The organism is Kitasatospora paranensis, from assembly GCF_039544005.1.
Taxonomy (GTDB): Bacteria; Actinomycetota; Actinomycetes; order Streptomycetales; family Streptomycetaceae; genus Kitasatospora; species Kitasatospora paranensis.
Genome location: NZ_BAABKV010000001.1, coordinates 1,407,041 through 1,431,094, shown reverse-complemented (window position 1 = coordinate 1,431,094; position 24,054 = coordinate 1,407,041). Strand labels below are relative to the sequence as shown.

Here is a 24,054-nt window from a genome sequence, read left to right as displayed (position 1 = left end):
TCAGCGCACCGGCCCGTGCCCGGCGGGCAGGTCGGCGGACAGGCACGAGTCGATGTACGCGGTCAGCGCGCCGACCGTCTCGAAGACGTCCGGGGTCAGCTCGTCCGGGTCGATCTGCAGCCCCAGGGTGTCCTCCAGGGCCATCAGCAGCTCGATCACGCTGGTGGAGTCCAGCGCCAGGTCGCTGAAGAGCCGCAGCTGCGGGGTCAGTTCGGGCAGGTCCTTCTTCAGGACCGCCTCCAGTGCCTCCCGCAGGGCGTCGGTCGTGGTGAGGTCGGTGTCGGCCATCGTGTCGGCTCCTTCATGGTCTCGGTTCGGCGTGCTCTCGGTGCGGTGCGGTGCGGTGCGGTGCGGTGCAGGGGCGATGCGGCGCGGTCAGTCGGTGTTGCCGTTCCGGCGCAGCTCGGGATGGGTCGCCTGCTTGGCGAGGATGTCGTCGGCCGTGTCCCGGGTGCGCACCAGGTACGAGCGGCCGCGCCGCAGCACGACCTCGGCCGGGTAGCCGTGGCTGAGGAAGTACACCGGCGAGGCGGAGGGCCCGTAGGCGCCCGACCGCAGGACGCCGATGAGGTCGCCGGGCTGCAGCTCCGGCAGGGCGACGCCCTTGGCGATGGTGTCGTTCGGCGTGCAGAGCGGGCCGGCGACGTTCCACGGGCCGACGGCCTCGGCGGGGTCGGTGCGGCGGGAGAGCAGCCCGACCGGGAAGTTGCGCTTGACGAAGGATCCGATGCCGACCGCGGCCATGTGGTGGTGGGTTCCGCCGTCCGCCACCGCGAACCGCTCGCCCATCGACTCCTTGGTGTAGCGCACCCGCATCAGGTAGGTGCCGCCGAGGGCGGTCAGGTACCGGCCGGACTCCATGATGAGCCGGGTGTCGGGGTGGGCCGCGGCGAAGGCGTCCAGCAGCGGGTTGAGGTCCTTGGCCAGTGCGGCGGCGTCGAGTTCGTGCTCGCCGTCGAAGTACGGCACGCCGAGGCCGCCGCCGATGTCCACCGCCTCCAGCCGGATCCCGGTGGCCCGGGCGATGCGTTCGGCGATGTCGAGGATGTGCGCGGTGTTCCGGACGATCACGTCGGCGTCGAGGATGCGGGTGCCCAGGTAGACCTGGACGCCGGCCACGTCGGCGTGCCGGTAGGCGGCCAGGGCGGGCCCGGCGGTGAGGAGTTCGGCTTCGTCGATGCCGAACTGGCGCGGTTTGCCGCCCATGGTCAGCCGCGAACCGGCAATGGAGAAGGCCGGGTTGACACGCAGCAGGACCCGCTGGCGGACACCGTGCTCGGCCGCCGTCCGGTCGATCAGGTCGAGTTCGGCGAACGACTCGCAGACGATCGCGTAGATCCCGCCCGCTACGCAGGCGGTGATCTCCTGCTCGCTCTTGCCCGGGCCCAGGAAGACGATGTCGTACGGGTCCGTCCCCGCTTCCAGCACGATGCGCAGCTCGGCGAGGGAGGAGACCTCGGCCCGGGCGCCGGCGGAGTGCAGGACGTCGTAGACGCCCCGGTTCGGGTTCGACTTGAGCGAGTAGAAGACCTCCAGCGAGGGTGCAGCGCGGCGCGCAGCGCGTCGAGGTTCTCGACGAGCCAGTCGCCGTCGTACACGTACGTCGGGGTCCCGTACTGCGCGGCGATGCCGCTCCAGTCGACTTCTTCGCTCACGGCTTGGCCACCATTTCGTTCAGCAGGGTCTCCGTCCGCTCCTCGTCCGCCGCACGTCCTGTTCGTCGTCGCCGACGCAGATCGCGTAGAGGCGGCCGTACGGCTTCCCGCCGGCCAGGAACGTCGCGTTCAGGGTTGCGAAGTTGTTGATCAGTACGCCGCGCGGGCCGCGGCCGTCCCGGTCCGCGCGGTGGAGGAGCAGGTCGCCGAGGGCGGCGCGTACCTCGTCGAAGCCGTGCACGCGCTCGGGCTTGAGGTCGAAGGTGGTGGCGAGCGCGGACTGCCCGTCCCGGATCAGGTGTTCGGCGATCCGGTTCTGGTAGGTCGCCATGTTGAAGCGGGCGTTGATCTCCAGGCACGGGTAGAGCGTGCCGTCCGCGCCGAGCAGCGCGTCGACGCCGGCGAGTCCGAAGTACCCGGCCGCGGCGAGCTGTTTGCCGATCACCTCGGCGGCCGCCCGCAGTTCGTCGACCTGGTCCGGCCGCAGGGCCGGCGGGAAGAGGTGCCCGCGGTGCACGCCGTTCTCGGTCAGCGCGGTCTTCACGGTCTCGAACCGCACGCCGCCGTCGCGGCCGACGACGAACTGGTAGTTCAGGTCGGCCTGCTTCTCGATCCAGCGTTCGACGACGACGGAGACCCGCCCGTCCGCGCCCGCGCGCCGCTCCAGCATCCGCAGCAGCTGCGCACCGCGCTTCGGGTCGTCGAGCACCACCATGCCGCGGCCGGAGACTCCGAGCGACTCCTTCACCACCACCCGGGAGCCCTCCGCGGCCAGGTGGACGGAGAGCGCCTCGGCGAGCTCGTCCAGTGTCCGGCAGACGGCGCCCGGGATCGCGGTCAGCCCGGCGGCGTCCACCAGTTCGCGGCTGAAGATCTTGCCGTTGACCTCCTTGCAAACGACGGCGCCGGGTCCGGCCAGGGGCAGGCCCGCGGCCTCGGCGAGGCGTTCCTCGTCCGCCGAGATGCCGAGCGGCATCAGGTAGGTGCGGCCGTCGGCGAGGGCCCGCAGGGCGGCCAGCAGACGCGGCGATTCGAGCGCGTCCAGGGTGACCGACCGCTCCGGCACGTTCCGGTCCACCGTCAGGTGCGTGCCCTCGGCGGCGCCCAGGGCCGCCAGGTACCCGGCGTAGTCGGAGTCGACGGCGTCCTTGAGCACCACCACGTCCTGCGCGTCGGCGAGCAGGACGCCGACCTCCTCGATCCGGTTGACCGTCGCCGAGGAGAAGGAGAGGCCGGTGCCGGGCAGGTTCGGTTCGCCCCGGCCCCAGACGCGCTCGACCTCGAAGTTGTTGACGTACACGAAGCGGGCGGTCGGATCCCCGACCAGGGCGGCCTTGAGCCGGGCGCCGAAGCCGTCGGCCGGCGCGGGGTCGTGTGCAGACATGTCACTCCTCTCTGGCCGCGGTCCTCGCGACCGCGGCGGCGAAGGTCCCGCCCTGGCCTGCGGAGACCATCAGCACGGTCTCGCCCGGCCGCACCGCGTTCTCGGCGCGCGCGGTCGAGAGGTTCACGAAGGGGTCCGCGCAGAAGCAGTGGCCCATCGTCGGGACGTTCTCCAGGTAGACGCGTTCGAGCGGCAGGCCGAGCCGGCGCGCCGTGGCCGTCCACGAGTACCGGTTGACGTTGTGCGGCAGGACGAGGTCGATCTCCCCGATCTCCAGGCCCGCGGAGTGCACCGCCTCGACCATCACCGAGGCCAGCGTGGGCGTGTAGGCCTGGGTGTAGCGCTGCGCGAGCTCCTCGGACATGTGCCGGGCCCGGTGGAACTCGCCGAGCGTGCGGTGCGCGGTGCTCAGCAGCACGTCCCCCGGGCCGTCGAGGGCGACCAGGACGCCGGCGGTCGCGTCCCCGAGGACGGACGTGCCCGGGATGTGCTGCATCACGGGGGACAGCGCCTTCTCGCCGATCAGGATCAGCGCCGTGCTCCCGGCGGGCTCGGTCCCGAGCAGCGCCTCGGCGGCCCGCAGCGCGGACAGGCCGATCACGCAGCCCTGGTGGGACATCGAGAACGCGGCCGCCTCGGCGAGCCCCAGCTTGTCGCGCAGCACGTCCATCCAGCGCAGGGCCGGAGGAGCGACGTGCTGCACCGTGTGGGCGTGGATCAGGTACCGCACCAGGGAGCGGTCCGCGCCGGCCAGTGCCTCCTGGCCGAGGGCGAGCAGCATGTCGAGCGTCGTCAGCCCCTCGGCGGTGACGATCCGTTCGAGCCCAAGGAAACGGGTGAGCAGCCGGATCTCGGAGTCGGCGACGCCCAGCGCGTCCCGCATGTCGGCGATCGCCGTACTGTGCTCCGGCACGAACGGCACGACCTTACGCAGGTGGAGCATGCGGTCCTCCGTCCCCGGGCGGTTCAGCGCGGCCGGCCGGTTCGGCCCGGTCGGGCGTCGCCGGGCGGCGGCGGTCAGTGGGCGTCACGGCACCACTCCAGGACGGCCATGGCGCTGTAGAGCTTGTTCTCGGCCTGCTGGAAGGCGATGCTCGACGGCCCGTCGAGCACCTCGGCGGTGACCTCCTCGCCCCGGTGGGCGGGCAGGTCGTGCATGAACACGGCCTTGGGGGCGCGCTCCATCAGCTGCCCCGACACCTGGAACGGCGCGAACGCCTGCCGCCAGTGCGGGTCCGGCTTGCTGGTGCCGGTGGTCTGCCAGCGGGTCGTGTAGGCCGCGTCGAAGTCCGCGGGCAGATCGGCGAGGTCGTGCCGTTCGGCCACCGTGGAGCCGTGGGCGGCCGCCTGTTCCCGGGCCCGGGCGAGGACGGCCGGGGCCAGGCCGTAGCCCGCCGGGGTCCGCAGCTCGAGCCGCACCCCCGGTGGCGGCTCAGGCCCAGGGCGAGCGCCGCGGCGGAGTTGTTCCCCTCGCCGACGTACAGCACGCTCAGTCCGTCCACCGTGCCGAACCGCACGGCGAGGGTGGTCAGGTCGGTCAGGCCCTGGGTGGGGTGCTCGTCGGCGCTCATCGCGTTGACGACGGCCATCCGGCGCTGTGCGGCCCAGGCCCGCATCTCTCGCGGGTCGCCGGCCGTCCGGGCCACCAGGACGTCGAGCATCCCGGACATCACCCGGCCGGTGTCCTCGGTGGTCTCCCCGGTGTTGAGCTGCAGGTCGTCCGGCCCGTAGGAGAGGACGCCGGCGCCGAGCCGCAGCGCGCCCGCCGAGAAGGCGGTGCGGGTACGGGTCGAGGTCTTGCGGAAGTAGACGCCGACGACGTCGCCGGCGAGCGCCGTGTTCCCGACGCCCTGTCCCGCCTCCGCCCGGCGGGCCAGCACCGCGCCGCGCTCGACGATGTCCCGCACGTCCGTGTCGGACAGGTCGTCGAGTGAGATCAGGTGCCTGATCCTGTGCTTCGTCATCAACCAACCTCCGTTCGGGCCGGGTTGCCGCCGGGCGTCACCATCGTTCGACCTCGGCGAAGAAGTCCGGCACGTGTTGAACCTGACCGCTCTTCCGGCCGATCCGCAGGACTTCGTGGCCGACCGCGAGGTCGAGCACGCCGAGGCCGAACGGCGAGAAGATCCGGGGTCTGTCCCGCCCGACGCGGATCTCGCCGAGGAGGAGTTGCGCGAGCGTCCCGTCGATGAAGTCGCGGTGCCCGAACCGCTGCACCGCCAGGTGCGGCGAGGTGCCGGCGTTCAGGCAGTGCTCCACGTCGTCGACGACGTTGTGCGAGGCGGCCACCAGCTCGGGGCCGATGTCCCGCAGCGAGATGTTGAGCACGCTCTGGCCCGCGGACAGCGCGTCCGGGCGCAGGATGTACGGCGCGGCGGCGGTCGTGGCCAGGACCACGAGGTCGGCGCTGGCCAGGGCCTCGTCCAGGGCGGTGCAGGCCGCCGCCGGGTAGCCGAGCGACTCGGCGTGGCGGGCGGACTTCCGCGCGTACTCCTCGACGGCGTCGTGGACGGCGATCGCGCCGAACGACCAGCCGAGCGCGTGGAAGAACTCCAGGATGTTGCGCGAGATGATGCCCGCGCCGACGACCGCGAGCCTGCCCGCGCTGCGCGATCCGTGCAGCTGCTCGGCCCCGAGCACCGCCGACGCCGCCGTGCGGGCGGCGCTGATCTGCGCCGCCTCCAGGCAGGCGAAGGGGTATCCGGTGTCCAGGTCGTTCAGCAGCAGGACGGCCGAGGCACGTGGGACGTTGCGGGCGACGTTGCCGGGGAAGCTGCTGATCCACTTGATGCCCGCCACCCGCCCGTCCTCGCGCAGCGCGGCGGGCAGGGCGATGATCCGGGCATCGGGCTTCTCGGGGAACCGCAGGAAGTAGCTGTTCGGGTTGATCGTCGCGCCGCGGTGGTGGGCCAGGTAGGTCTCCCGGACCCGGTCGTAGATCTCCGGCCGCGACGCCTCGATGATGTCACGGATGTGCCTGCCGCCCATCACCTCGAAGGAGAACATGGTCAGCTCCTCACCGTCGTCAGGGCGGACAACTGGTCGGCCGGGCGGCCCAGGCAGTCCGGACCGAACTTCTCGCCCACCCAGGCGTCGTCGTAGATGGTGCGTGCGTAGCGCTCGCCGAGATCCGGCGAGATGGCCACCACGCGGGAACCGGCGGGCAGTTCGGGCGCCCGCAGCTGCACCGCCCGGATCACGGACCCGGTCGACCCGCCGGCCACCAGCCCGTACCGGCGGGCCAGCCAACGGCACGTCCGGACGGTCTCGGTCTCGGAGACCAGCACCACGTCGTCCACGAGTTCCGGGCGGAAGATCTCCGGCCGCCGGCTCGCCCCGATCCCGGGGATGTACCGCGGCGCCGCGACCGCGTCGAAGTTGACCGAGCCGACCGCGTCCACCGCGATGATCCGGGTGTCGGGGGAGTGCCGCCGGAAGTGCCGGATGCAGCCCATCAGGGTGCCCGAGGTGCCGGTGCCGACGAACAGGTAGTCGATGTCCGGGATCTCCGCGGTGATCGCCGCCGCCGTGCACCGGTCGTGCACCGCCCAGTTCGCCGGATTGGCGTACTGGTTGAGCCAGACGAGACCCGGGTCGGCGGCGAGCCGCTCGTGGATGTAGGCGATCCTGCTGCCCAGGTAGCCGCCGCTCGGGTCGGGCCGGTCCACCTCGACCACCTCGGAGCCCAGGGCCCTGATCATGTCGACGCTCAGCGCCGGGGTGTTGGGATCGGTGACGCACAGGAACCGGTACCCTTGGCGGCGGAGATCATCGCCAGGGCGATACCGAGACTGCCGGACGACGACTCGATGAGACTGCATCCGGGGCGCACGGCCCCCGGCGCTCGGCGTCCTCCACCATGCTCCGCGCGGTCTTCAGCTTGATCGACCCGGCGGGATTGAGACCCTCGATCTTCAGATAGAGGTCGATATTCCGTGCGGCGTCGCCGAGATGCAGGAAGACATCGTCCTGGATCATCTCGTAGGCGTTCTCATATATCAATGCTCGTCAACCCCCAATCGGACAGTTCAAGGCCGATCCGACATTTGTCCTGCTGCCTTTTCATCGCCTCTGCAGGCATCACGATCACAGCGTAGGAGCCGCCCCGCGAAGGGGGACAGGCAAGTGTCCGGCAGCTTCCGACAGGCAGGAAAGTTGCCGTCCCGATTCCTTGTCGTGCCGTTCGGACCCGTGCCGTACTAGGGGCGTGGAAGCGGTGCGCCAACCGGACGGGAGACGGACAGAGCATGAATCCTGCGGCGACTGGGGCGATTCGGCGGAATTCCGCGCCCACGGCCGGCGGTGCACTGACCCTCGGTCAGGAAGCCCTCTGGCTGATCCAGAACCTCGAACCGGACTGTGCCGCCTACAACGTCACCGCGGCGCTCCGCCTGCACTTCCCGGTGGACACCGGGGTGCTGGCGCAGGCCGTCCGCGCGACCGTCCGCGGCCACGCCCTGCTCGACTCCGTCTTCGACTGCGACCCGACCGGCCGGATCCGCCGCCGCCGGGCGCCGGCCTCCGGCGCCTCCGGCCGGCTCGACCTGTACGAGGCCGACCTCCCGGACGCCGAACTGCACGCCTTCGCACTGGAGCTGACGCGCAGGCCGTTCCGCCTCGACCGGGAGCCGCCGATCAGGACGGCGCTGCTGCGCACCCGCGGCGGCCCGGACATCCTGCTGGCGACGGCCCACCACATCGTCGCGGACAACGTCTCCCAGCTGCTCATCTGCCGGGAGATCCTCTCGCACTACGCGGCGCTCGCGGCCGGCACGGAGCACACCGCACCGGACGACGGCGCCGCCTTCGAGGACTTCGCACGGCGGCAGGGCGCGTACCTGGCCTCGCCGCGGGCGGACCGCGCCCGGCAGTACTGGCAGCGCGAACTCGCGGGCGTGACCCGCCACACCGAACTGCCAACCGACCGGCCGCGTCCCGCCGTCTACCGCTCCGAGGGCGCCGAGATCGACCTCCCGCTGCCGGCGGACCTGGTGGCCGGACTCGGCGAGGCGCTCGCCGCCCGGAACGTCACCGCCTTCGCCTACCTCGTCACGGTCTTCCAGCTGCTCCTCCACCGCCACAGCGGCCGGCACGACTTCGTCCTCGGCTACCCGGTGACCCAGCGGCAGGGCAGCGAACTCCACGACGCGATCGGCTACTTCGTCAACACCCTGCCGCTGCGGGTGCACCTCGACCCCGACGACTCCTTCGACACCGTGCTGCGCCGCACCACGGCCGGGCTGTGGCGGGGCCTGATGCACCGCGACTACCCCTTCGCCCTGCTGCCCCGGCTCTCCGAGCTGCCGCGCGACCCCGGCCGCCCCGGGCTGTTCACGGCCCTGTTCGTCCTCAACGAGCCCGCCGAGGACGACCCGATCGCCGCGGCGCTCGAACCGGGCCGGCAGGTCGAGCACGCCGGACTCCGCGCCGCGGAGTACTACCTGCCGCAACAGCAGGGCCAGTTCGAACTGACCCTGCAGGTGACCCGGCGGGCCGCCGGGGTGCAGGCGAAGCTCAAGTACAACACCTCCCTGTTCACCGAGCGCGCGGCCCGCGAGCTGGCCGAGGACTACCTGCGGCTGCTGCGCTCGGCCGTCGACGACACCCTGCCCGCTGCCCTCCACCTGCTGCGCCACCGACCGGAGGAGCAGCAGCCGCCGATTCCCGGAAGTGAGAGTGGAACGATGGAAAGCACCAGCACCAGCACCAGCACCAGCGCCAGCACCGGTTCCAGCACCGGCACCGACCGTGCCGGCCGCATCGCGCAGATGCGGGACGTCGCGGCCATGGTGTTCCAGGCCGAACCCGAGGAGATCGAGGCGGCCGGGTCCTTCGAGACCGATCTGGACTCGGACTCGCTGCTCGCCGTCGAGTTCACCGTCGCGCTGGAGAAGTCCTTCGGTGTCGCCCTCCACGTGAACGACATCCCCCGGCTGATGGCCGGCCTGGACAGCACCTACGAGGTGGTCGCCGAGAAAGCCGGCTGGTAGCCACCGCACGGCCGCACCGTCCCGGGGCCGCCGGCCCCGGGACGCCCGAACCCTGCTTTCCCCCAAGGAGTGTGACTCGCACGATGACCACCACGACGGCCGGGCACAGGCTCGGCGCCTTCGACACCGCGGGTCCGGACGGCCCGGAGCCGAGCCGGCTGGAGCGCCTGACCGCGGCCGGCTGGGTGGTGCCCACCCCGTCCCCGGCCTGGTGAGCTTCACCCCGCAGTTCGAGACCGTGCTGAACCGGCTCCAGGCGCTGCTGGGCGAGGTCGACCCCTCGGCCTCGCCCGGCCCGACCTGGTACGCGCCGGTCGTCCCGCGCGCGCACATCGACCGCGCCGAGTACGCGGAGAACTTCCCGCAGCTGCTCGGCACGGTGCACGCCCTGCGGACCGACGGGGCCCCGGACGCCGGGGAGCAGGGCGCGCGGGCCGAGACCGACGTAGTGTTGGCACCGGCGGTCTGCTACAGCGTCTATCCGCAGATCGCCGACAGCACCATCGGGGAGGCCCGCTTCTTCGACGCCGTCGGCCACTGCTACCGCCACGAGGCGACCAGCGAGTACGGCCGCTTCCGGTCCTTCCGGATGCGTGAGTTCGTGGTGGTCGCCGGCCAGGACGAGGCGTGGGACTGGCGGGACGCCTGGATCACCCGCTGCGAGGAGCTGTTCGCCCGGCTCGGGGTGGCGGTCTCCGTCCAGGCGGCCAGCGATCCCTTCTTCGGGCCGGGCGACCGGTTCATGCGCTCCAGCCAGCTCCAGCAGAGCCTCAAGTACGAGTTCCACGCCCCGGTCCACGGCCGGGACCCGGGCACCGCGATCGCCTCGGCCAACTCCCACAAGGACCACCTCGGGGAGCGGTTCGCCATCGGCTTCGCGGACGAGGGCCCGGCGCACAGCTCCTGCATGGCCTTCGGCCTGGAGCGGACGGTCTCCGCTCTGATCCACGCGCACGGCGACGACCTCGCGAACTGGCCCGAGCTCGGCTGATCGGGCCCCCGCACCGGCCGGGGCCCGACCACCCGGCCGGTGCGGGGCCCGTCGGACCGGGCCCGTCGGACCGGGCCCGTCGGACCGGGCCCGTCGGACGGGGCCGGTCAGACCGGGCTCGGGGCCGGGCGCTCCCGGCCCGGCCGCTGTACCACCTCGGCGACGCAGGGCGCGAGCCGGTAGTGGTAGTGGTGGGCCGGGTCGGGCAGGACGAGCGAGGTGTCGAGCAGATCCGACACCAGGGTGAGCGGGTTCGGCGAGGTGCCCCGCCCCAGCCGGTCGTACTCGGCGGTGATCCCGTCGAGCGAGAAGCGGCGGGTGGGCAGGGCGGCGATCCGCTCCAGCAGCAGCCGGTGGTCGTCGCTCAGCAGGTCGATGCTCCACCGGATGCTGTCGGTCACCGACCGCTGGTGGGGCAGCAGCGCGTGGTCGTGCGACCAGAGCATCTCCGGCGTCGGCCCGTAGGAGAGCATCAGGCGGATCGGCACGGCCCGCAGGCACTCGGCGGCGAACTCGAGGTAGCGGGGGATGCCGCCGAGCCGCCGGCACAGCTCGGCGATCAGCGGCAGGTCCTTCTCCAGCTCCGCGGCCGCCCGCGAGCCGGTGCCGACGTGCTGGAGGAACAGCTCCACGGCGGGCGCGCAGGACAGCGGGTCGCCGGGGGCGTGCTCCAGCGACAACGGCTGGATCTCCCGGTTGGCCCCGAGCCGTTCGGTCAGCCGGCGGCGTGCCGTGATGAGGATGTGCACGCCGGGGTAGGCGGCCTGCAGCTCCCGGGTGGCCGCCATGACGCCGGCCGGGATGTGTTCCGCGTTGTCCAGCACGAGCAGCATGTTGGTCTCGGCCTCGATCTCGGCGGCAGCCGCGGTCGGGGCCGTCGGCCGTCCCCGGCTCAGCTGCCGTCCGACGCGGTGCAGGACGGCCGCGGCCCGGTCCTCCCGCGCGCCCCGCTCGGGGCCGATGTCGCCGAGTTCGACGATCTCGACGCCGTCCCGGAAGAAGTGGCTGATCTGCGCGGCCACGCTCAGCGCCATCCGGGTCTTGCCGACCCCGCCCGGGCCGAGGAAGGTGGTCAGCCGGTTGGTGCGGACGGTGTTCGCGAGCTGCTGGTGCACCGCGGAGCTGCCGACGAGCGCCGAGTTGGCGGCCGGCGGCCCGCTCCACCGTGCGTGGTCCGGGTGTTCGACGCCCTGCCGCTGCTCGTCGGCGACGCCGAGCGCGGTCACCAGCAGGTCCACCGAGGAGCGGCGCGGGTTCTGCACCCGGCCGAGCTCCAGGTTCCTGATGGTGCGTACGCTCAGGCCGGAGTACTCGGCGAGCTCCTCCTGGGTCCAGCCGCGCTGGATCCGCAGCGCCGCGATCAGCCGGGAGTTCCAGGCCGGCAACTGCCCGCCCAGCAGCGTGCGTTCGTCGGTGTAGTCGAGCGTCATCGGTACCCCCGGGATTGAAGTTCGAACAGCTCGGCGTAGAGACCGCCCCGGGACATCAGCTCCCGGTGGCTGCCCTGTTCCCTGATCACCCCGTCGTCGAGCACGATGATCAGGTCGGCCATGCCCACGGTCGAGAAGCGGTGCGAGACCAGGAGGGTGACGGTGCTCCGCCCCCGGCCGGCGCGCGCGGCGGCGGCGAAGCGTTCGAACAGGGCGTTCTCGGTGTGCGCGTCCAGGGCCGCGGTGGGCTCGTCGAACACGGCGATCAGCGGCTCGGTGCGCATCAGCCCGCGCCCCAGCGCCAGCCGCTGCCACTGCCCCCGGACAGTTCCACCCCGTCGTCCCAGCGGGTGCCCAGCCGGGTGTCCAGGCCCTGCGGCAGGCCCGCGACGACGCCCGAGGCGTCCGCCCGCTCGACCGCCGCGCCGACGGCCGCCCGGTCCCCGATCCGCGGCAGGTCGCCGACGCCCACCGTCTCCAGGACGGGGAGCTCCAGCCGGGCGTAGTCCTGGAACGCGGCCGAACACCTCGACCGCCACTGCGCGGTGTCGTGGTCGGCCAGGTCCACGCCGTCCACCAGGATCCGGCCGGAGTCGGGCCGGTAGAAGCCGCAGAGCAGCTTGATCAGCGTGGTCTTGCCCGCGCCGTTGTCGCCGACCAGGGCGACGACCGCGCCCGGCGGCAGGTGCAGGTTCACCCCGGCGAGCACGCCCCGGCCGTCCTTGGCACCCGGATAGCCGAAGTGGACGTCCTGGAGTTCGATGCCGCTGCTCAGGGTGGCGGGCACCGCCACGGGGACGGCCGGGGAGCGCCGCTCGCCGGCCACGTACTCCTGGAGCCAGACCAGGCGCCCGCCGACCCGCAGCACCACGAGGAAGTACGTGCCGTACCGCACCGCCGTCCCGACGGTCGAGCTCAGCTGGGCGGCCAGGCCCAGCACGAGGACGACGTCGCCGGCGGTGGCGGAGCCGCGGACGGCGAGCACCATGACGAGGGTGATCGCGGCGATGTACCCGACGGCGGTGACCAGGGCGTCCACCGCCTGCAGCACTGCGCCGCGCCAACTCGCCCGGTTGCGCTGCCCGATGACGGACCCGGAGACCTGGCGGTGGCGCTCGCCCAGCAGGCCGGTCAGGCCGTAGACCCGCAGCTCGCCCGAGGCGGCGGTGGACGTGCCCAGTTCGAAGAGGTGCGCGCGCAGCCGCTCGCGCTCGCTGGTCGCCTCCTGCGCGCGGACGGCGAGGTCGCGGCTGAGCTTGCCCAGCCAGAAGGACACCCCGGCCAGGACGGGCAGGCAGAGCAGCAGCGGGTCCACCCGGGCCAGCAGGACGGCGGTGACGGCCAGGGTCGCCCCGACCCGCAGCACGCCGGCCGTCGCGTTCACCATGCCCGAGAGCTGGCCCTGCTGCTCGCGGATCCGCTGCACCTGGTCCAGGTACTCCGGGTTCTCGTGGTGGGTCAGGCCCTCGGCGCCGCCGATCAGCCGCATCAGCCGTTTGCCGGCGACCGCGGAGGCGCGCTCCTGGACGGTGAACAGGCAGTGCACGTAGTAGAAGACCGAGGTCAGCGCCGCGCCGACGGTGACCGCGAGCAGCACGGCGGCACCGAGGCCGAGGCGCAGATCCCCGGAGACCGCCGCGTCCACGATCGTCTTGGCGCCGAGCCCGCCGATCGGGACGGAGACCTCGAAGACGATGCCGGTGAGGAACTGCAGGGTGGCGTGCCGGGGCGCGGCGCCGAAGCCGATCCGCATCAGTTCCCGGAATGCCTGGAAGGGCTTACGCATGTCCGGCCTCCGCCGTCGCCTGGATTTCGAGGACCGCTTCCCCGCCGTGGGCCGGTTCGACGAACCGGGCCGCCTGGAGGTCGAACATCGCCGCGTAGCGTCCCTGCTTCGCCAGCAGTTCGTCGTGCCCGCCGTCCTCGACGACGGCGCCGTCCTCGAGCACGATGATGCGCTCCGCGCACCGGACGGTGGAGAAGCGGTGCGAGATGAGGATCGTGGTGAGCCCGGCGGTCAGTTCGAGGAAGCGCTCGTAGATCTCCGCCTCCGCCCGCACGTCGAGCGCGGCGGTCGGCTCGTCGAGGATCAGCACCCGCGCGCCCGCGTCCACCGCGAACAGGGCCCGGGCCAGCGCGATGCGCTGCCACTGCCCGCCCGACAGGTCGGTGCCGCCGGTGTACTCGGGCGACAGCACCGTGTCCCAGCCGTGCGGGAGCCCTTCGATCAGGGCCAGCGCACCCGCCCGGTCCGCGGCCTCGCGCAGCCGGTCCCGGTCGCCGGCGTACTGCGGTGCGCCCATGCCGATGTTCTCCGCCGCCGTGAGGTGGTAGCGGGCGAAGTCCTGGAACAGCACGCCGATACGGCTGCGCCACGCCTCCTGGCCGAGCTCCGCCAGGTCCTGTCCGTCGACCCGGATGCGGCCCGACGTCGGGGTGTGCAGGCCGCACAGCAGCTTCACCAGGGAGCTCTTCCCGGCGCCGTTGTCGCCCACGATGGCGAGCGAGCGGCCGGCGGCGATGTCCAGGTCCACGCCGCGCAGCGCCTCCCGGTCCGTCCCGGGGTAGCGGAAGCGGACGCCGGAGAGGCTGATCCGGTCGGCCGGGAAGCCCGCGGGCAGGGCTTCGGGCCGTCGTCCGGGCACCGCGGCGGGCGCGGGCAGGCTCGCGTCCAGGCCCAGCACCCGGGGAACGGCGGCGCCGGCGAAGGACAGGTAGGCGTTGTTGTCGTCGAAGGCGGTGTAGTTGTTGGCCAGTGCCAGCGCCTGCGCGTAGACCGCGACGGAGCCGAGGCCCAGGTCGTGGTGGACGGCCGCCCACGCCAGGACGGCGTAGCTGACCAGGTTGACGAGGGTGACCGTGCCGGTCGCGCCGAGCACCACGCGCACGCGCGGCCTGCGCTCGCGCCAGACCGGCTCGGTCGCCTCCTGCCAGGCCAGCTCGAACCGTGCGACCAGCCAGTCGAGCAGGCCCCACAGCCGGACCTCCTTGGCGGCGGGCCGGGTGAGCACCACGTCGCGCAGGTACTCGGCCTGGCGCAGGGCGCCGCTGCCGGCCTGGCCGACCCGGCCGACCCGGAAGTACTCGCGCTGCATCACGTGCACGACCACCGGCCAGGTGACCAGCCAGAGCAGGCCCACCCACCAGTGGAAGGCCACCAGGGTGACGGCCGCGGCCACCGCCCGCAGCCAGGCGGGCAGCACCACCGCGAGGGCGCCCACGGCCTGGCTGGGCCGGTCGATCTCGGTCATGCCGAGGCCGCGCACCACCCGCAGGGCGTCCAGCACCTGGGGGTCGGTCAGGTGGGCCGTCCCCTCCGGGCGGCCCACGGCGGCCATCACCCGCTGCTGCAGCTCCCGGTCCACCTCGCGTCCGAGCGTTTCGCCGAGTGTCGTCAGGACGGGGGCGAGGGTCTGCTGCACCATCACCAGGCAGCCGGCGACGGCCAGCAGGACGAAGGTGTGCCGTCCGGCGGGGGAGGACAGGCCCGCGCCGAGGGTCGCGTCGATCGAACCGATGAGTAGGCCGGTCACCACGGCGACCGCGACCGGGAGCACCGAGGCGACCAGCACCCCGAGCGCGCCCAGGACGGCCTTGGTGCGGTTGACCCGGGGGAGCAGGCGCAGCAGGGTCAGGATCCCGTGGAGCGTGGGCGAGAGCGTGGGCCTTCGGCCCGGGGGGATGCGCAGGGGGGCCATGGGATGAGCACTCTTCCTGTCTGTCGACGGTCGCGTAGCGGTGAGCAGGAGCCGTTCCAGGAGGATCGGGCAGGCGCGGCCCCGGCCGGGCCGTGGGGCCGGGCGGGACCGCGGTGTCCGGTGATGCCGCCGGCGGGCGGTGGTGCGCCGGCCGTGGTCCGGGCGGGGGAGCAGGGGCGGGGTGGCGGAGCAGGGGCGTCGGTGGATTGCGCCGACGGCCCGACGCTAGGGACGGCCGATTCGGGGACGGTATGGCGGCGGTATGGAACCGCCATGCCGGGCCGTCGCAGGGCCGGGACGGCAGCGCGGGACGGCAGCCCGAAAGCGCGGCCCGCACGGCTGCGCGGGCCGGGCACACGACGGCGGAGCCGGCGCCACCCGGCCTGCGCCGCAGGCCGGGGCGCAGGGGGTGGCGCCGGCTCCGCCGGTCGCGTCAGGCCAGGACGGCCCCGTTGCCGGGCCGGAGCCGGCGGCTGCGCCGGTGGTCCAGGTGGACGAAGACGCGGTGCAGCCAGCGGTCGTGGCCGTCGTAGCGGGGCGAGAACGCGACCCGGCCGTGGACGACCGTCCGGTTGTCGACGAAGATCATGTCCCCGGGCCGGAGCACGGCGTCGCAGGCCACCGCCGCGAGCGCCTCGCGCAGCCGTACCAGGGCCAGGTCGGCCCGGTCGTCGAGGGCGCGGGTGGCGTGGAAGTCGACGCAGATGTCCGGGTCCTCCGGGGCGCCGTCGAGCACCGGGTGCGGACTGGACAGGCCCGCCGCGTGGAAGGAGGGCGGCGCCTCGGTGAGGAAGCGCGCCTGCCGCAGGACGGCCCGGTCCGCCTCGTCCAGCAGCGGGAAGGCACGGCGGATCGAGGCGACCTGGGTGCCGACCTGGTCCTCGTGGGCGGGCCGCAGGCACAGCAGGCCGACGAAGTCGGGACGGTGCGGGTGGAAGGCGTTCTCGGTGTGGAACTCCAGCTGGACCGAGCCGCCGTTGCTCTGCGAGCCCGCGAGCGCGGGCACCGGGACGACGTTCTGGACGAGTGCGCCGTGCTTCTCGTCGCGGTACGCGATGACCGCGCCGAGTTCGCAGCCGAGCATCACCGCGACCGCCGCCGGGCCGGTGGCGGTGCGCTCCACCGAGTCGGGCACGGTGGGGGTGGGCGGCAGCGGCTCCGCCGCGAGCGGCAGGTTGCTGATCAGCAGGGTGCCGTCGGGCCCGGCGTCCTGACGGAAGGCCCGGACGGCGCTGCCGAGGCGGTGCGGCAGGCGGCAGCTCTCCTCCCGGGCCCGTGCCTGCCACGCGGGATCGTCCGCCAGCGCGGGGCCGGCACACGTCAGGCGCTTGACCAGCGCCTCGATTTCGATCCGCTCCTCGCTGGTCAGTTCGAGTACGGAGGTCTCGCCGATGTGGTCGGTGTTCGTTCTCGCCATGGCTGAGGTCACGCGTGGGTTCTCCTCGTCGGAATGTCCTTGAGGCGACCGGGCCTGTCCTCTCGGATGAGAGTCGCCGCTGAATGCACGATCGCCCTGCGGCGATTCGAGGGCGAGCCTTCCGGCGGCGCGGCATGATCTCCAGGCAGTGGACCGGCAACTGGCCCCGGGCAACTTGCCTGCCGGATGCCTGTCCTGCGGCCCGTCCAGAAACGAAGCTTCCTGACAAGCTCGATTCGAGAGACGGAGCCTCGTCGTGCATGCGAACTTTCGGAAGCGAATACCTCCGCACACTCCGGCGGGCACCGCGACGCCGCCGGCGGCGGCCGCCCGCGGCGCCGAGGAGGCGGGCACCGCGACGCCGCTCACCTGTCACACCGTCGAGCGTCTGGTGTGCGAGCTCTGGAGCGACCATTTCGGCCTGGACGTCTCGCCCCACGACGACTTCTTCGACCTGGGCGGCGACTCCCTCGCGATCACCGACATCGTGGCCGAGGCCCGCCGGCGCGGCCTGCCGCTGCGCAGTTCGGCGGCACTGCGGAACCCGACGCCGGCGCGGCTCGCCGAGTACCTGACCCTGCCGCGCGACACCGCGCCGGGCGGCCCCGCCGGGGCGCTCCCCTGGGCCCTGGACGGGGGCGCCGCATCCTCGGACGGCCCGTCGGACGAGGCCGGGGCCGAAGTCCGGGTGGTGACCGTCGCCGCGGGCGACCCGGCGGAGCCGCTGTTCGTCGTGCACTCGGACACCCACGCCCGCGCGGAGCGGGAGGCCGTCGCGACCTGGGCGGCCGGACGCGAGGTCCTCGGGTTCTCCCTCACCGGATCGGCTGCCTCCGTCGGCGAGTGGGCGCAGCTGCTCCTCCCGGCCCTGCGCGCACGCCGGCCCCACGGGCCCTACCGGCTCGCCGGCTTCGGCCACGGCGCGGCCGTCGCCTTCGACCTGGCCGCCCGCCTGCGCGGCCTCGGAGCCGACGTGGCGCTGCTGGCCCTGGTCGGCCCGCCCGCCGCGGCGCCGTCCGGCACGCCGGCCACCACCCTCGACGTCCTGCTCGCCGGCCGGCTGGCCCGGTTCGCCGGACGCTTCGCCCTCACCGGCGGCGAGAGCCTCGACGAGATCCACCGCCGCGTCCGCGCCGAGCACTGGTACGAGGACACGCTGCGGCCCGCCGACCTGCCGCGGCTGCAACGGGCATGGGCCCGGCGCGCCCTGGCCGTCCAGGAGTACGTGTGGGCCCCGTACGACGGCCCGGCCGTGCTGGTGCTGGACGGCGCCGGTCCGCACCCGGCCGAACAGGCCTGGCACGGCGCCCAGGACGGGCCGGCCGTCCTGCGGCTCGACCACGGACTCGAATCCCCGCTGGCCGTCATTCGGGACCAGCAGGTCGCCGCGACGATGAGGAAGGCGCTCGAAGGATGAACCCCGCAACCACCGTCGCAGCCGGCGCCCGGCCGGTCACCGCCCGGGGATCGCCCGGCTGCGGCCCGCCGCCGACGCCCGCCTGCGGATGCTCTGCTTCCCGCACGTCGGCGCCGGCGCCGCGGCCTTCCGGCCGTGGCTCGACCACCTGCCGCCCGGGACCGACCTGTGCGCCGTCCGGCCACCGGGCCGGGAGAACCGGCTGCGGGAGGCCCTGCTCACCGACGGCAACGCCCTGCTCGACGACCTCGAAGCGCAGGTCGGGCCGCTGCTCGACCTGCCGCTGGTCGTGGTCGGGCACTGCTCCGGCAGTGTGCTGGCCACCGAGTTCGTGCGCCGGCTGGTGGCCGCGGGCGGCCCCCGGCCGGTCGAACTCGTGGTTTCCTCCGCGGAGGGGCCGCAGGCCCGCACCGTCGAGGACCCGCCGCTGCACCGGCTGCCCCGCGAGGAACTGATGGCCCGGGTCGTCGGGTACGGCGGCATGGCCGGGCAGGTCCTCGACGACCCCGATCTGATGGCCATGTTCGAACGGATCCTGCGGGCCGACTACCAGGTCGTCGAGACCCTCGCGTACTCCCCGGGCCCGCCGCTGGAGCTGCCCGTCACCGTCCTCGGCGGCCGCCGGGACGCGTTCGTGAGCTGCCCGGCCATGGCGGCCTGGAGCGCCGAGACGAACCGGGAGTTCACCCTGCACCTGCTGGACGCGGGCCACTACGTCCTGAACGAGGCCGGGCCCGTGATCGGACGGATCGCGCGTCGGCTGCTGGAGCGGGGGCCGACGGATGAGCGCGGCGGAGTTCGCCCTGCCGGGCGCCTGGCGGCACACCGGGCCGGACGCGGCGGCGGTCCGCCGGGTGGAGGTGCCGTACGCCGACCTCGCCGCCCAGCTGCAGGCGCTCGCCGCCGACGCGGGCGCCGACCCGTCGGCCGCGCTGGCCGCGGCCCACGTCAAGGTCCTCGGCACGCTCACCGAGGAACGGGTGTTCGGCACCGATGTCCTGGCGGACGACGGCAGCCGCGACGTCCGCCGACTCACGGCGGAGCCCGCCGCCGCGCGCAGCTGGCGGGAGCTGGTCGGGCAGGTGGCGCAGGCCCTGCGCAGCACGGCCCCGGCCGCCGCCCGGGCCGACGGGCCACGGCAGCCGGCCGACCGCGCGCTGCTCGCCGTCGGCACCGCGGCGCTCGCCCCGTCCGACGGGGCGTCGGGCCCGGGCCGAACGTACGGGCTCGCCGTCGGGGCCGCTGACGGCGTCCTCGTCCTGCAGAGCGGCGGCCACCTCGGCGCCGCGGACCTGGAGCGGCTGGCGACGATGTACCGCGGCGTCCTGGAGGCGATGGCCAAGACACCGGACGGCGACGCGGCGACCAACGTCCTGCCGGACGGCGAACGGCACGCCGTGCTGCACCGCTGGGCCGTCGGGCCCTCCGCCGGGCCGGAGGCCGGCGGCGTCCTCGACCTCTTCCGGGACCAGGCGGCCCGGACGCCCGACGCGCCCGCCGTCCGGGTCGGCGGCCACACCCTCGACTACCGCGAGCTCGACCGGCGCTCCACGCGGATCGCCCGTCACCTGCTCGCCCGCGGCGCGCGTCCCGAGGTGCCGGTCGGCGTCTGCCTGCGCCGCGGCCCCGACCTGCTGCCGACCCTGCTGGGCGTCTGGAAGAGCGGCGCGCCCTACCTCCCGCTCGACGCCGACCTGCCCGCGCCCCGGCTGCGCCACATGGCCGCCGCCGCCGGCTGCACGCTCGTGGTCACCCGGTCGGAGCACCTGTCCCTGCTCGGCGACCCCGACCGGGCGGAGCCCGTCCTGCTGGACGCGGAACGCGCGGCGATCGACGCGCTGCCGCACACCCCCTCGACGTCGCGGTCGGCCCGGCGCAGCTGGCCTACGTGATCTACACCTCCGGGTCCACCGGCGCCCCCAAAGGCGTGATGGTGCACCACGGGGGCTCGCCAACTACGTGCGCTGGACGGCCCGGGAGTACGCGGCCCGGGGCACCGGAGGCTCGCCGCACTTCAGCTCGATCGGCTTCGACCTCGGCGTCCCTAGCCTGTACGCGCCGCTGGTGACCGGGCAGCGGGTGGACCTGCTGCCCGACCCGCTCGACCCCGCCGACCTCGGCGAACTCCTGGCGGCCGGCGCGCCCTACAGCTTCGTCAAGATGACGCCCGGTCACCTGAACCTGCTGAGCACGGACCTCGCCCCCGAGGAGGCGCACGGCCTCGCCGGCCTCGTCATCGCCGCCGGCGACGCCTTCCCCACCGAGCTGGCCCGGCGCTGGACGGAGCTGGCCGGCCCCGGCGGCACGGCCGTCGCCACGGAGTACGGCCCGACGGAGATCACCGTCGGCAACTCCGGGCAGGTGATCACCGGGCCCGGCCCCGGCGGGCTCGTCCCGCTCGGGGCGCCCATCCCGAACACCACCATGTACGTGCTCGACGACCGGCTCGAACCGGTGCCCGACGGCGTCGCCGGCGAGGTGTACGTCGGCGGTGCCGGCGTGGCCCGCGGCTACCTCGGCGCCCCCGCGCTGACCGCGGAGCGCTTCCTGCCCGACCCGTACGGCGAGCCCGGCGCCCGCCTCTACCGCACCGGCGACCGCGGCCGCTGGCGGGGCGGCGCACTGGAGTCCCTCGGCCGCACCGACCACCAGGTGAAGATCCGCGGCTACCGGGTGGAGCCCGGCGAGATCCGGGCCGTGCTGCAGCGCCGGCCGGAGGTCGGCGAGGCGGTGGTGACCGCGTACCCGGGGCCGTCGGGGCGCAGCGGCTGGCCGCGTTCCTGGTGCCCGCCGCCGGCAGCGACCTCGACCTCGCCCGGATCCGGGCCGAACTGGCCGCGGACCTGCCCGAGTACATGGTCCCCGCCGAGATCGTCGCCGTCCGGGAGATCCCGTTGACCGCCAACGGAAAGGTCGACACCCGCGGGCTGCAGGCCGGGCTGTGACCCGCGCCGCGCCGGCGCGGACGGCCCCCGCCCCCAACCACCCATCGTCGAGCATCCAGGAAAGCAGGACCCGGTGAGCGATACGGCCGTGGACAGCACGTACCACGTCGTGGTCAACCACGAGGAGCAGTACTCGATCTGGGAGGCGCACCGCAGGCCTCCGGAGGGCTGGCGCACCGCCGGGTTCACCGGCACCCGGCAGCAGTGCCTGGACCGCATCGCGGAGGTCTGGACGGACCTGCGTCCGCTCGGCGTCCGCGGCGGGCAGCCGTCCGCATCGATGGAACCGAGGTAGCCGATGATCCCCCTGCTGCCGGACCTCTTCCTGGACCGGGCCCGCGAGCACCCCGGCGCGCCGGCGGTCGTCTCCGGTGCCGACGAGGTCTCCTACGGGGCGCTGGCCCGCTCGGCCCGCCGCATCGCCGGAGCCCTCGGCGGGCTCGGGGTCGGGCGCGAGTCCGTCGTCGCCGTCCTGATGCAACCTGGCCCCCGCATGGTCGAGACGCTGCTCGGCATCTGGCTCGCCGGCGGCTGCTACCTCCCGCTGGACCCGTTCGCCCCGCCCGGCCGGCTGCTGCGGACGGTCGAGGCGGCCGGCGCGGCCCTCACCGTCGTCGACGAGGCGCAGGCCGAACGGGGCGGGGAACTCGCCTCCAGCACGGCCGTCCACCGGGTCGGCCGGCTCCTCGAAGCCGGTGACCCGGACACCCCGCCGCTGGCCGCCACCGCACGCCAGGCCGCCTACATGATCTTCACCTCCGGCTCGACCGGCACACCCAAGGGCGTCGTCGTCGAACACGCAGGCATCGCCAACCGGGTGCACTGGGGCGTACGGGCCCTGGGGCTCACCCCGGACGACCGGGTCCTGCAGAAGACCCCGCTCACCTTCGACGCGGCCGGCTGGGAGATCTTCGGCCCGCTGGTCTGCGGGGCGCCGGTGACCTTCGGCCGCCCCGACGCCGGGCGCGACCCCGCCGAACTCGTCGCCTCGATCCGCGAGCAGCAGGCCACCGTGGTGCAGGTCGTGCCCACGATGCTGCGGCTGCTGGCCGCCGAACCGGACCTGGCCTCCTGCAAGAGCCTGCGGGTGATCTGCTCCGCGGGCGAGCCGCTGCACGCGGAGCTCTGCCACCGCGTGCTCGCACAGGCCGACGTCGAGATCTGGAACACCTACGGCCCCACCGAGTGCTCCATCGACGCGCTGGCACAGCGCTTCGACCCCGGCCAGCTCACCGGGGCCGTCGCGATCGGGCGGCCCATCGACCACGCGGGCGTCCTGCTCCTCCCGACGGAGGGCCCCGGCGGGGAGGAGCCCGTCCACGAGCTCTGCCTGCGCGGGCCCGGCGTCGCCCGCGGCTACCACGGGGACGCTGTCCGGACGGCCGAGCGCTTCCTGCCGGACAGCGCGGGCCCACCGGGATCCCGGCTCTTCCGGACCGGTGACCTGGTACGCCGACGGGCCGACGGCGCCTTCGAGTTCCTCGGGCGCGCCGATGACCAGGTCAAGATCAACGGGGTGCGGATCGAACCCGGCGAGGTCGAGGCGGCGCTGACGGCCCATCCCGAGGTGGTGGAGGCCGCCGTCCGCGCGGTCGACGGCCCCGACGGGATCCGGCGCCTGGTGGCCTGGACGGTCACCACCAGGCCCGGCGCCGCCGACGACCTGGCCGCCCACCTGCGCGACCGGCTGCCGCCCGCGCTCGTGCCGGCGCACATCGCCGAGATCGACGCGCTGCCCCGCACCAGCAGCGGCAAGACCGACCGCGCCCGACTGCCCGAGCCCGACTGGACACCGGCGACGCCCCGCGACGCGGCGCAGCCGCGGACCGCCGAGGAGCGCATCGTGCTGGCGGCCTGGCGGCAGCTGCTGGACGCCGACGGGGCCGGCCCCGACGACGACTTCTTCCGCCTCGGCGGCCACTCCCTGATGCTGACCCGGCTCGCCGCCGCGCTCACCCGGGCGTCCGGGCTCACGGTGGAGCTGCGCGACCTCCACTACGCGTCCACCGCGCGGCAGCAGGCCGAACTGCTGAGCCGGGCCTCGCGGGCGGAGCCGATCGCGGCGCTGCCGCCCGGCGCGCGGCTGCCGCTCTCGCACGCCCAGGAGAGGTTCTGGGTCCTCGACCGGATGGCCCCGCGAAGCCGCGAGTACCTGCTGCCGATCCTCGTCTGGCTGCCCTCCGACGTCCCCGCACCGGTGGTCGAGGAGGCGCTGGCCCGGGTCGTGGCCCGGCACGAGGTGCTGCGCACCCGGTACCTGATGGACGACCGGGGCCTGGTCGCGGTGGTCGAGCCCGCCGGGGAGTCCCGGTCGGGCTGCGCACCGTCCGGACGGCCCCGGAGCAGGTCGCCGACACCGTCGCCGACCTGCTCGGCGAGGGCTTCGACCTGGCGACCGCGCCGCTGTTCCGGGCCGCCCTCGTCCACGACGGCGGCCCCGAACAGCTGCTGCTCCTGGTGTGCCACCACATCATCGGCGACGGCTGGTCCTCCCGGCTGCTCGAACAGGAACTGCACGGGACGGTCGCCGCGCTCCGGGACGGCCGCACACCGGACCTCCCCGACCTGCCGCTGCGCTACGCCGACGCCGCCGCATGGCTGAGGTCGCAGCTGACCGACGAGCTGCGGGAGGACCAGCTCTCCTACTGGCGCGAGACACTGACCGGCCTGCCTGCGCTGGAACTCCCCACCGCCCGCGAACGCGCCGACCACCGCAGCATCGACGGCGCCGGGGTCGTCGTCGACCTGCCCGCGCCGGCCGTCGAGGCGCTGCTCGCCCTCGGCCGCCGGGCCGGCGCGACCCCGTACGTCGTCCTCCTGACGCTCTGGACGGTCACGCTCGCGCGGGCCGCGGGCCAGTGGGACTTCGGGGTCGGCTCCCCGCACGCCGGGCGGACCCGCCCCGAACTGCACGGCCTGGTCGGGTTGTTCCTCAACACCGTCGTGCTGCGGCCCGGCCTCACGCCCGACCTGTCCTTCGAGGACGCGCTCGCCCTGGTCGAGCACACCTGCCGGGAGGCCTTCGCCCGGCACGCCGTGCCCTTCGAGGCCGTCGCCGACGCCGTCGCCCCGACGCGCGACGCCTCCCGCACCCCCTGTTCCAGACCCTGTTCGCGCTGACCGGCGA

At 74.0% G+C, this 24,054-nt stretch carries 21 protein-coding genes and 4 pseudogenes; 12 read left to right on the top strand and 13 right to left on the bottom strand.

The annotated features are described in order from the left end of the window. The 8 genes and pseudogenes from ABEB13_RS07195 to ABEB13_RS07160 all read right to left on the bottom strand — a co-directional run bounded on the left by ABEB13_RS07195 (position 1) and on the right by ABEB13_RS07160 (position 7,017). Positions 1–288: an acyl carrier protein gene (locus tag ABEB13_RS07195; protein ID WP_345704770.1), complete on the bottom strand. Its 288-nt coding sequence runs from the start codon at positions 286–288 to the stop codon at positions 1–3. A gap of 87 nt (positions 289–375) precedes the next feature. Then, on the bottom strand, positions 376–1,536 hold the full coding sequence (locus tag ABEB13_RS07190) for a type III PLP-dependent enzyme domain-containing protein (protein WP_345709575.1): 1,161 nt from the start codon (positions 1,534–1,536) through the stop codon (positions 376–378). A gap of 138 nt (positions 1,537–1,674) precedes the next feature. Beyond that, a complete protein-coding gene (locus ABEB13_RS07185) occupies positions 1,675–3,039 on the bottom strand; it encodes a preATP grasp domain-containing protein (RefSeq protein ID WP_345704769.1) in 1,365 nt (454 codons plus the stop codon). Position 3,040: 1 nt separating this feature from the next. Next, a complete protein-coding gene (locus tag ABEB13_RS07180; RefSeq protein WP_345704768.1) occupies positions 3,041–3,982 on the bottom strand; it encodes a 3-oxoacyl-[acyl-carrier-protein] synthase III C-terminal domain-containing protein in 942 nt (313 codons plus the stop codon). A 74-nt stretch (positions 3,983–4,056) separates the two neighbouring features. After that, positions 4,057–5,003, bottom strand: a pseudogene (locus tag ABEB13_RS07175) (ornithine carbamoyltransferase). A 37-nt stretch (positions 5,004–5,040) separates the two neighbouring features. Beyond that, on the bottom strand, positions 5,041–6,045 hold the full coding sequence (sbnB, locus tag ABEB13_RS07170) for a 2,3-diaminopropionate biosynthesis protein SbnB (protein WP_345704767.1): 1,005 nt from the start codon (positions 6,043–6,045) through the stop codon (positions 5,041–5,043). Positions 6,046–6,047: 2 nt separating this feature from the next. Next, on the bottom strand, positions 6,048–6,860 hold the full coding sequence (locus ABEB13_RS07165) for a pyridoxal-phosphate dependent enzyme (protein ID WP_345704766.1): 813 nt from the start codon (positions 6,858–6,860) through the stop codon (positions 6,048–6,050). After that, entirely contained in the window at positions 6,808–7,017 is a 210-nt protein-coding gene (locus tag ABEB13_RS07160; protein ID WP_345704765.1) for a hypothetical protein, read from the bottom strand. The genes ABEB13_RS07165 and ABEB13_RS07160 overlap by 53 nt, the downstream gene beginning before the upstream one ends. A 269-nt stretch (positions 7,018–7,286) precedes the next feature. On the opposite strand from ABEB13_RS07160, the gene ABEB13_RS07155 reads away from it, so the two are divergent. The 3 genes from ABEB13_RS07155 (at position 7,287) to ABEB13_RS07145 (ending at position 10,020) form a co-directional block, all read left to right on the top strand. Next, positions 7,287–9,029: a condensation domain-containing protein gene (locus ABEB13_RS07155; RefSeq protein WP_345704764.1), complete on the top strand. Its 1,743-nt coding sequence runs from the start codon at positions 7,287–7,289 to the stop codon at positions 9,027–9,029. Between the two features lie 83 nt (positions 9,030–9,112). After that, the gene (locus ABEB13_RS07150) at positions 9,113–9,244 is read left to right on the top strand and encodes a hypothetical protein (protein ID WP_345704763.1); all 132 of its coding nucleotides are present in this window, start codon (positions 9,113–9,115) and stop codon (positions 9,242–9,244) included. Beyond that, positions 9,241–10,020 (top strand): aminoacyl--tRNA ligase-related protein, encoded by a 780-nt coding sequence (locus tag ABEB13_RS07145; RefSeq protein WP_345704762.1) that lies wholly within the window; start codon positions 9,241–9,243, stop codon positions 10,018–10,020. The genes ABEB13_RS07150 and ABEB13_RS07145 overlap by 4 nt, the downstream gene beginning before the upstream one ends. Before the next feature lie 107 nt (positions 10,021–10,127). Here the strand turns inward: ABEB13_RS07145 and ABEB13_RS07140 are convergent, their stop codons facing one another. From ABEB13_RS07140 to ABEB13_RS07120, 5 genes are all read right to left on the bottom strand, one after another. Beyond that, positions 10,128–11,450: a helix-turn-helix domain-containing protein gene (locus ABEB13_RS07140; protein WP_345704761.1), complete on the bottom strand. Its 1,323-nt coding sequence runs from the start codon at positions 11,448–11,450 to the stop codon at positions 10,128–10,130. Continuing rightward, complete coding sequence (locus tag ABEB13_RS07135; protein WP_345704760.1) at positions 11,447–11,734, bottom strand: P-loop NTPase family protein; 288 nt, start codon at positions 11,732–11,734, stop codon at positions 11,447–11,449. The genes ABEB13_RS07140 and ABEB13_RS07135 overlap by 4 nt, the downstream gene beginning before the upstream one ends. After that, positions 11,734–13,236, bottom strand: a complete 1,503-nt coding sequence (locus ABEB13_RS07130; RefSeq protein ID WP_345704759.1) for an ATP-binding cassette domain-containing protein — start codon at positions 13,234–13,236, stop codon at positions 11,734–11,736. Before ABEB13_RS07130 ends, ABEB13_RS07135 begins: the two co-directional genes overlap by 1 nt. Beyond that, positions 13,229–15,148: an ABC transporter ATP-binding protein gene (locus ABEB13_RS07125; RefSeq protein ID WP_345704758.1), complete on the bottom strand. Its 1,920-nt coding sequence runs from the start codon at positions 15,146–15,148 to the stop codon at positions 13,229–13,231. The genes ABEB13_RS07130 and ABEB13_RS07125 overlap by 8 nt, the downstream gene beginning before the upstream one ends. A gap of 433 nt (positions 15,149–15,581) precedes the next feature. Further along, positions 15,582–16,577 (bottom strand): TauD/TfdA family dioxygenase, encoded by a 996-nt coding sequence (locus ABEB13_RS07120; RefSeq protein WP_345704757.1) that lies wholly within the window; start codon positions 16,575–16,577, stop codon positions 15,582–15,584. Between the two features lie 244 nt (positions 16,578–16,821). Here ABEB13_RS07120 and ABEB13_RS07115 point away from each other — a divergent pair, with 244 nt between their 5' ends. The 9 genes and pseudogenes from ABEB13_RS07115 (at position 16,822) to ABEB13_RS07085 (ending at position 24,047) form a co-directional block, all read left to right on the top strand. Further along, positions 16,822–17,982: a phosphopantetheine-binding protein gene (locus ABEB13_RS07115; protein ID WP_345704756.1), complete on the top strand. Its 1,161-nt coding sequence runs from the start codon at positions 16,822–16,824 to the stop codon at positions 17,980–17,982. A gap of 88 nt (positions 17,983–18,070) precedes the next feature. Beyond that, positions 18,071–18,673, top strand: a pseudogene (locus ABEB13_RS40370) (thioesterase II family protein); the annotation flags it as partial. A 91-nt stretch (positions 18,674–18,764) separates the two neighbouring features. Beyond that, complete coding sequence (locus ABEB13_RS07105; RefSeq protein WP_345704754.1) at positions 18,765–19,874, top strand: AMP-binding protein; 1,110 nt, start codon at positions 18,765–18,767, stop codon at positions 19,872–19,874. After that, on the top strand, positions 19,871–20,050 hold the full coding sequence (locus ABEB13_RS40365; RefSeq protein ID WP_425559872.1) for an AMP-binding protein: 180 nt from the start codon (positions 19,871–19,873) through the stop codon (positions 20,048–20,050). The genes ABEB13_RS07105 and ABEB13_RS40365 overlap by 4 nt, the downstream gene beginning before the upstream one ends. Beyond that, a pseudogene (locus tag ABEB13_RS40360) lies at positions 20,005–20,487 on the top strand (AMP-binding protein); the annotation flags it as partial. The gene ABEB13_RS40365 and the pseudogene ABEB13_RS40360, both read left to right, overlap by 46 nt. A gap of 278 nt (positions 20,488–20,765) precedes the next feature. Beyond that, positions 20,766–20,927, top strand: a complete 162-nt coding sequence (locus tag ABEB13_RS40355; RefSeq protein ID WP_425559871.1) for an AMP-binding enzyme — start codon at positions 20,766–20,768, stop codon at positions 20,925–20,927. A 73-nt stretch (positions 20,928–21,000) separates the two neighbouring features. Next, on the top strand, positions 21,001–21,222 hold the full coding sequence (locus ABEB13_RS07095) for an MbtH family protein (protein WP_198524195.1): 222 nt from the start codon (positions 21,001–21,003) through the stop codon (positions 21,220–21,222). Positions 21,223–21,225: 3 nt separating this feature from the next. Further along, positions 21,226–23,202, top strand: a pseudogene (locus ABEB13_RS07090) (non-ribosomal peptide synthetase); the annotation flags it as partial. Continuing rightward, positions 23,097–24,047 (top strand): condensation domain-containing protein, encoded by a 951-nt coding sequence (locus tag ABEB13_RS07085; RefSeq protein ID WP_345709574.1) that lies wholly within the window; start codon positions 23,097–23,099, stop codon positions 24,045–24,047. The pseudogene ABEB13_RS07090 and the gene ABEB13_RS07085, both read left to right, overlap by 106 nt. The last annotated feature ends 7 nt before the right edge of the window (positions 24,048–24,054 follow it).

Coding starts and splice junctions, on each gene's coding strand:
- ABEB13_RS07135 (WP_345704760.1), bottom strand. CDS start 11,734: ATGCGCACCGAGCCGCTGATCGCCGTGTTCGACGAGCCCACCGCGGCC.
- ABEB13_RS07165 (WP_345704766.1), bottom strand. CDS start 6,860: ATGCAGTCTCATCGAGTCGTCGTCCGGCAGTCTCGGTATCGCCCTGGC.
- ABEB13_RS07180 (WP_345704768.1), bottom strand. CDS start 3,982: ATGCTCCACCTGCGTAAGGTCGTGCCGTTCGTGCCGGAGCACAGTACG.
- ABEB13_RS07105 (WP_345704754.1), top strand. CDS start 18,765: ATGAGCGCGGCGGAGTTCGCCCTGCCGGGCGCCTGGCGGCACACCGGG.
- ABEB13_RS07160 (WP_345704765.1), bottom strand. CDS start 7,017: ATGATCCAGGACGATGTCTTCCTGCATCTCGGCGACGCCGCACGGAAT.
- ABEB13_RS07130 (WP_345704759.1), bottom strand. CDS start 13,236: ATGCGTAAGCCCTTCCAGGCATTCCGGGAACTGATGCGGATCGGCTTC.
- ABEB13_RS07150 (WP_345704763.1), top strand. CDS start 9,113: ATGACCACCACGACGGCCGGGCACAGGCTCGGCGCCTTCGACACCGCG.
- ABEB13_RS07140 (WP_345704761.1), bottom strand. CDS start 11,450: ATGACGCTCGACTACACCGACGAACGCACGCTGCTGGGCGGGCAGTTG.
- sbnB (WP_345704767.1), bottom strand. CDS start 6,045: ATGTTCTCCTTCGAGGTGATGGGCGGCAGGCACATCCGTGACATCATC.
- ABEB13_RS07195 (WP_345704770.1), bottom strand. CDS start 288: ATGGCCGACACCGACCTCACCACGACCGACGCCCTGCGGGAGGCACTG.
- ABEB13_RS07125 (WP_345704758.1), bottom strand. CDS start 15,148: ATGGCCCCCCTGCGCATCCCCCCGGGCCGAAGGCCCACGCTCTCGCCC.
- ABEB13_RS07185 (WP_345704769.1), bottom strand. CDS start 3,039: ATGTCTGCACACGACCCCGCGCCGGCCGACGGCTTCGGCGCCCGGCTC.
- ABEB13_RS07155 (WP_345704764.1), top strand. CDS start 7,287: ATGAATCCTGCGGCGACTGGGGCGATTCGGCGGAATTCCGCGCCCACG.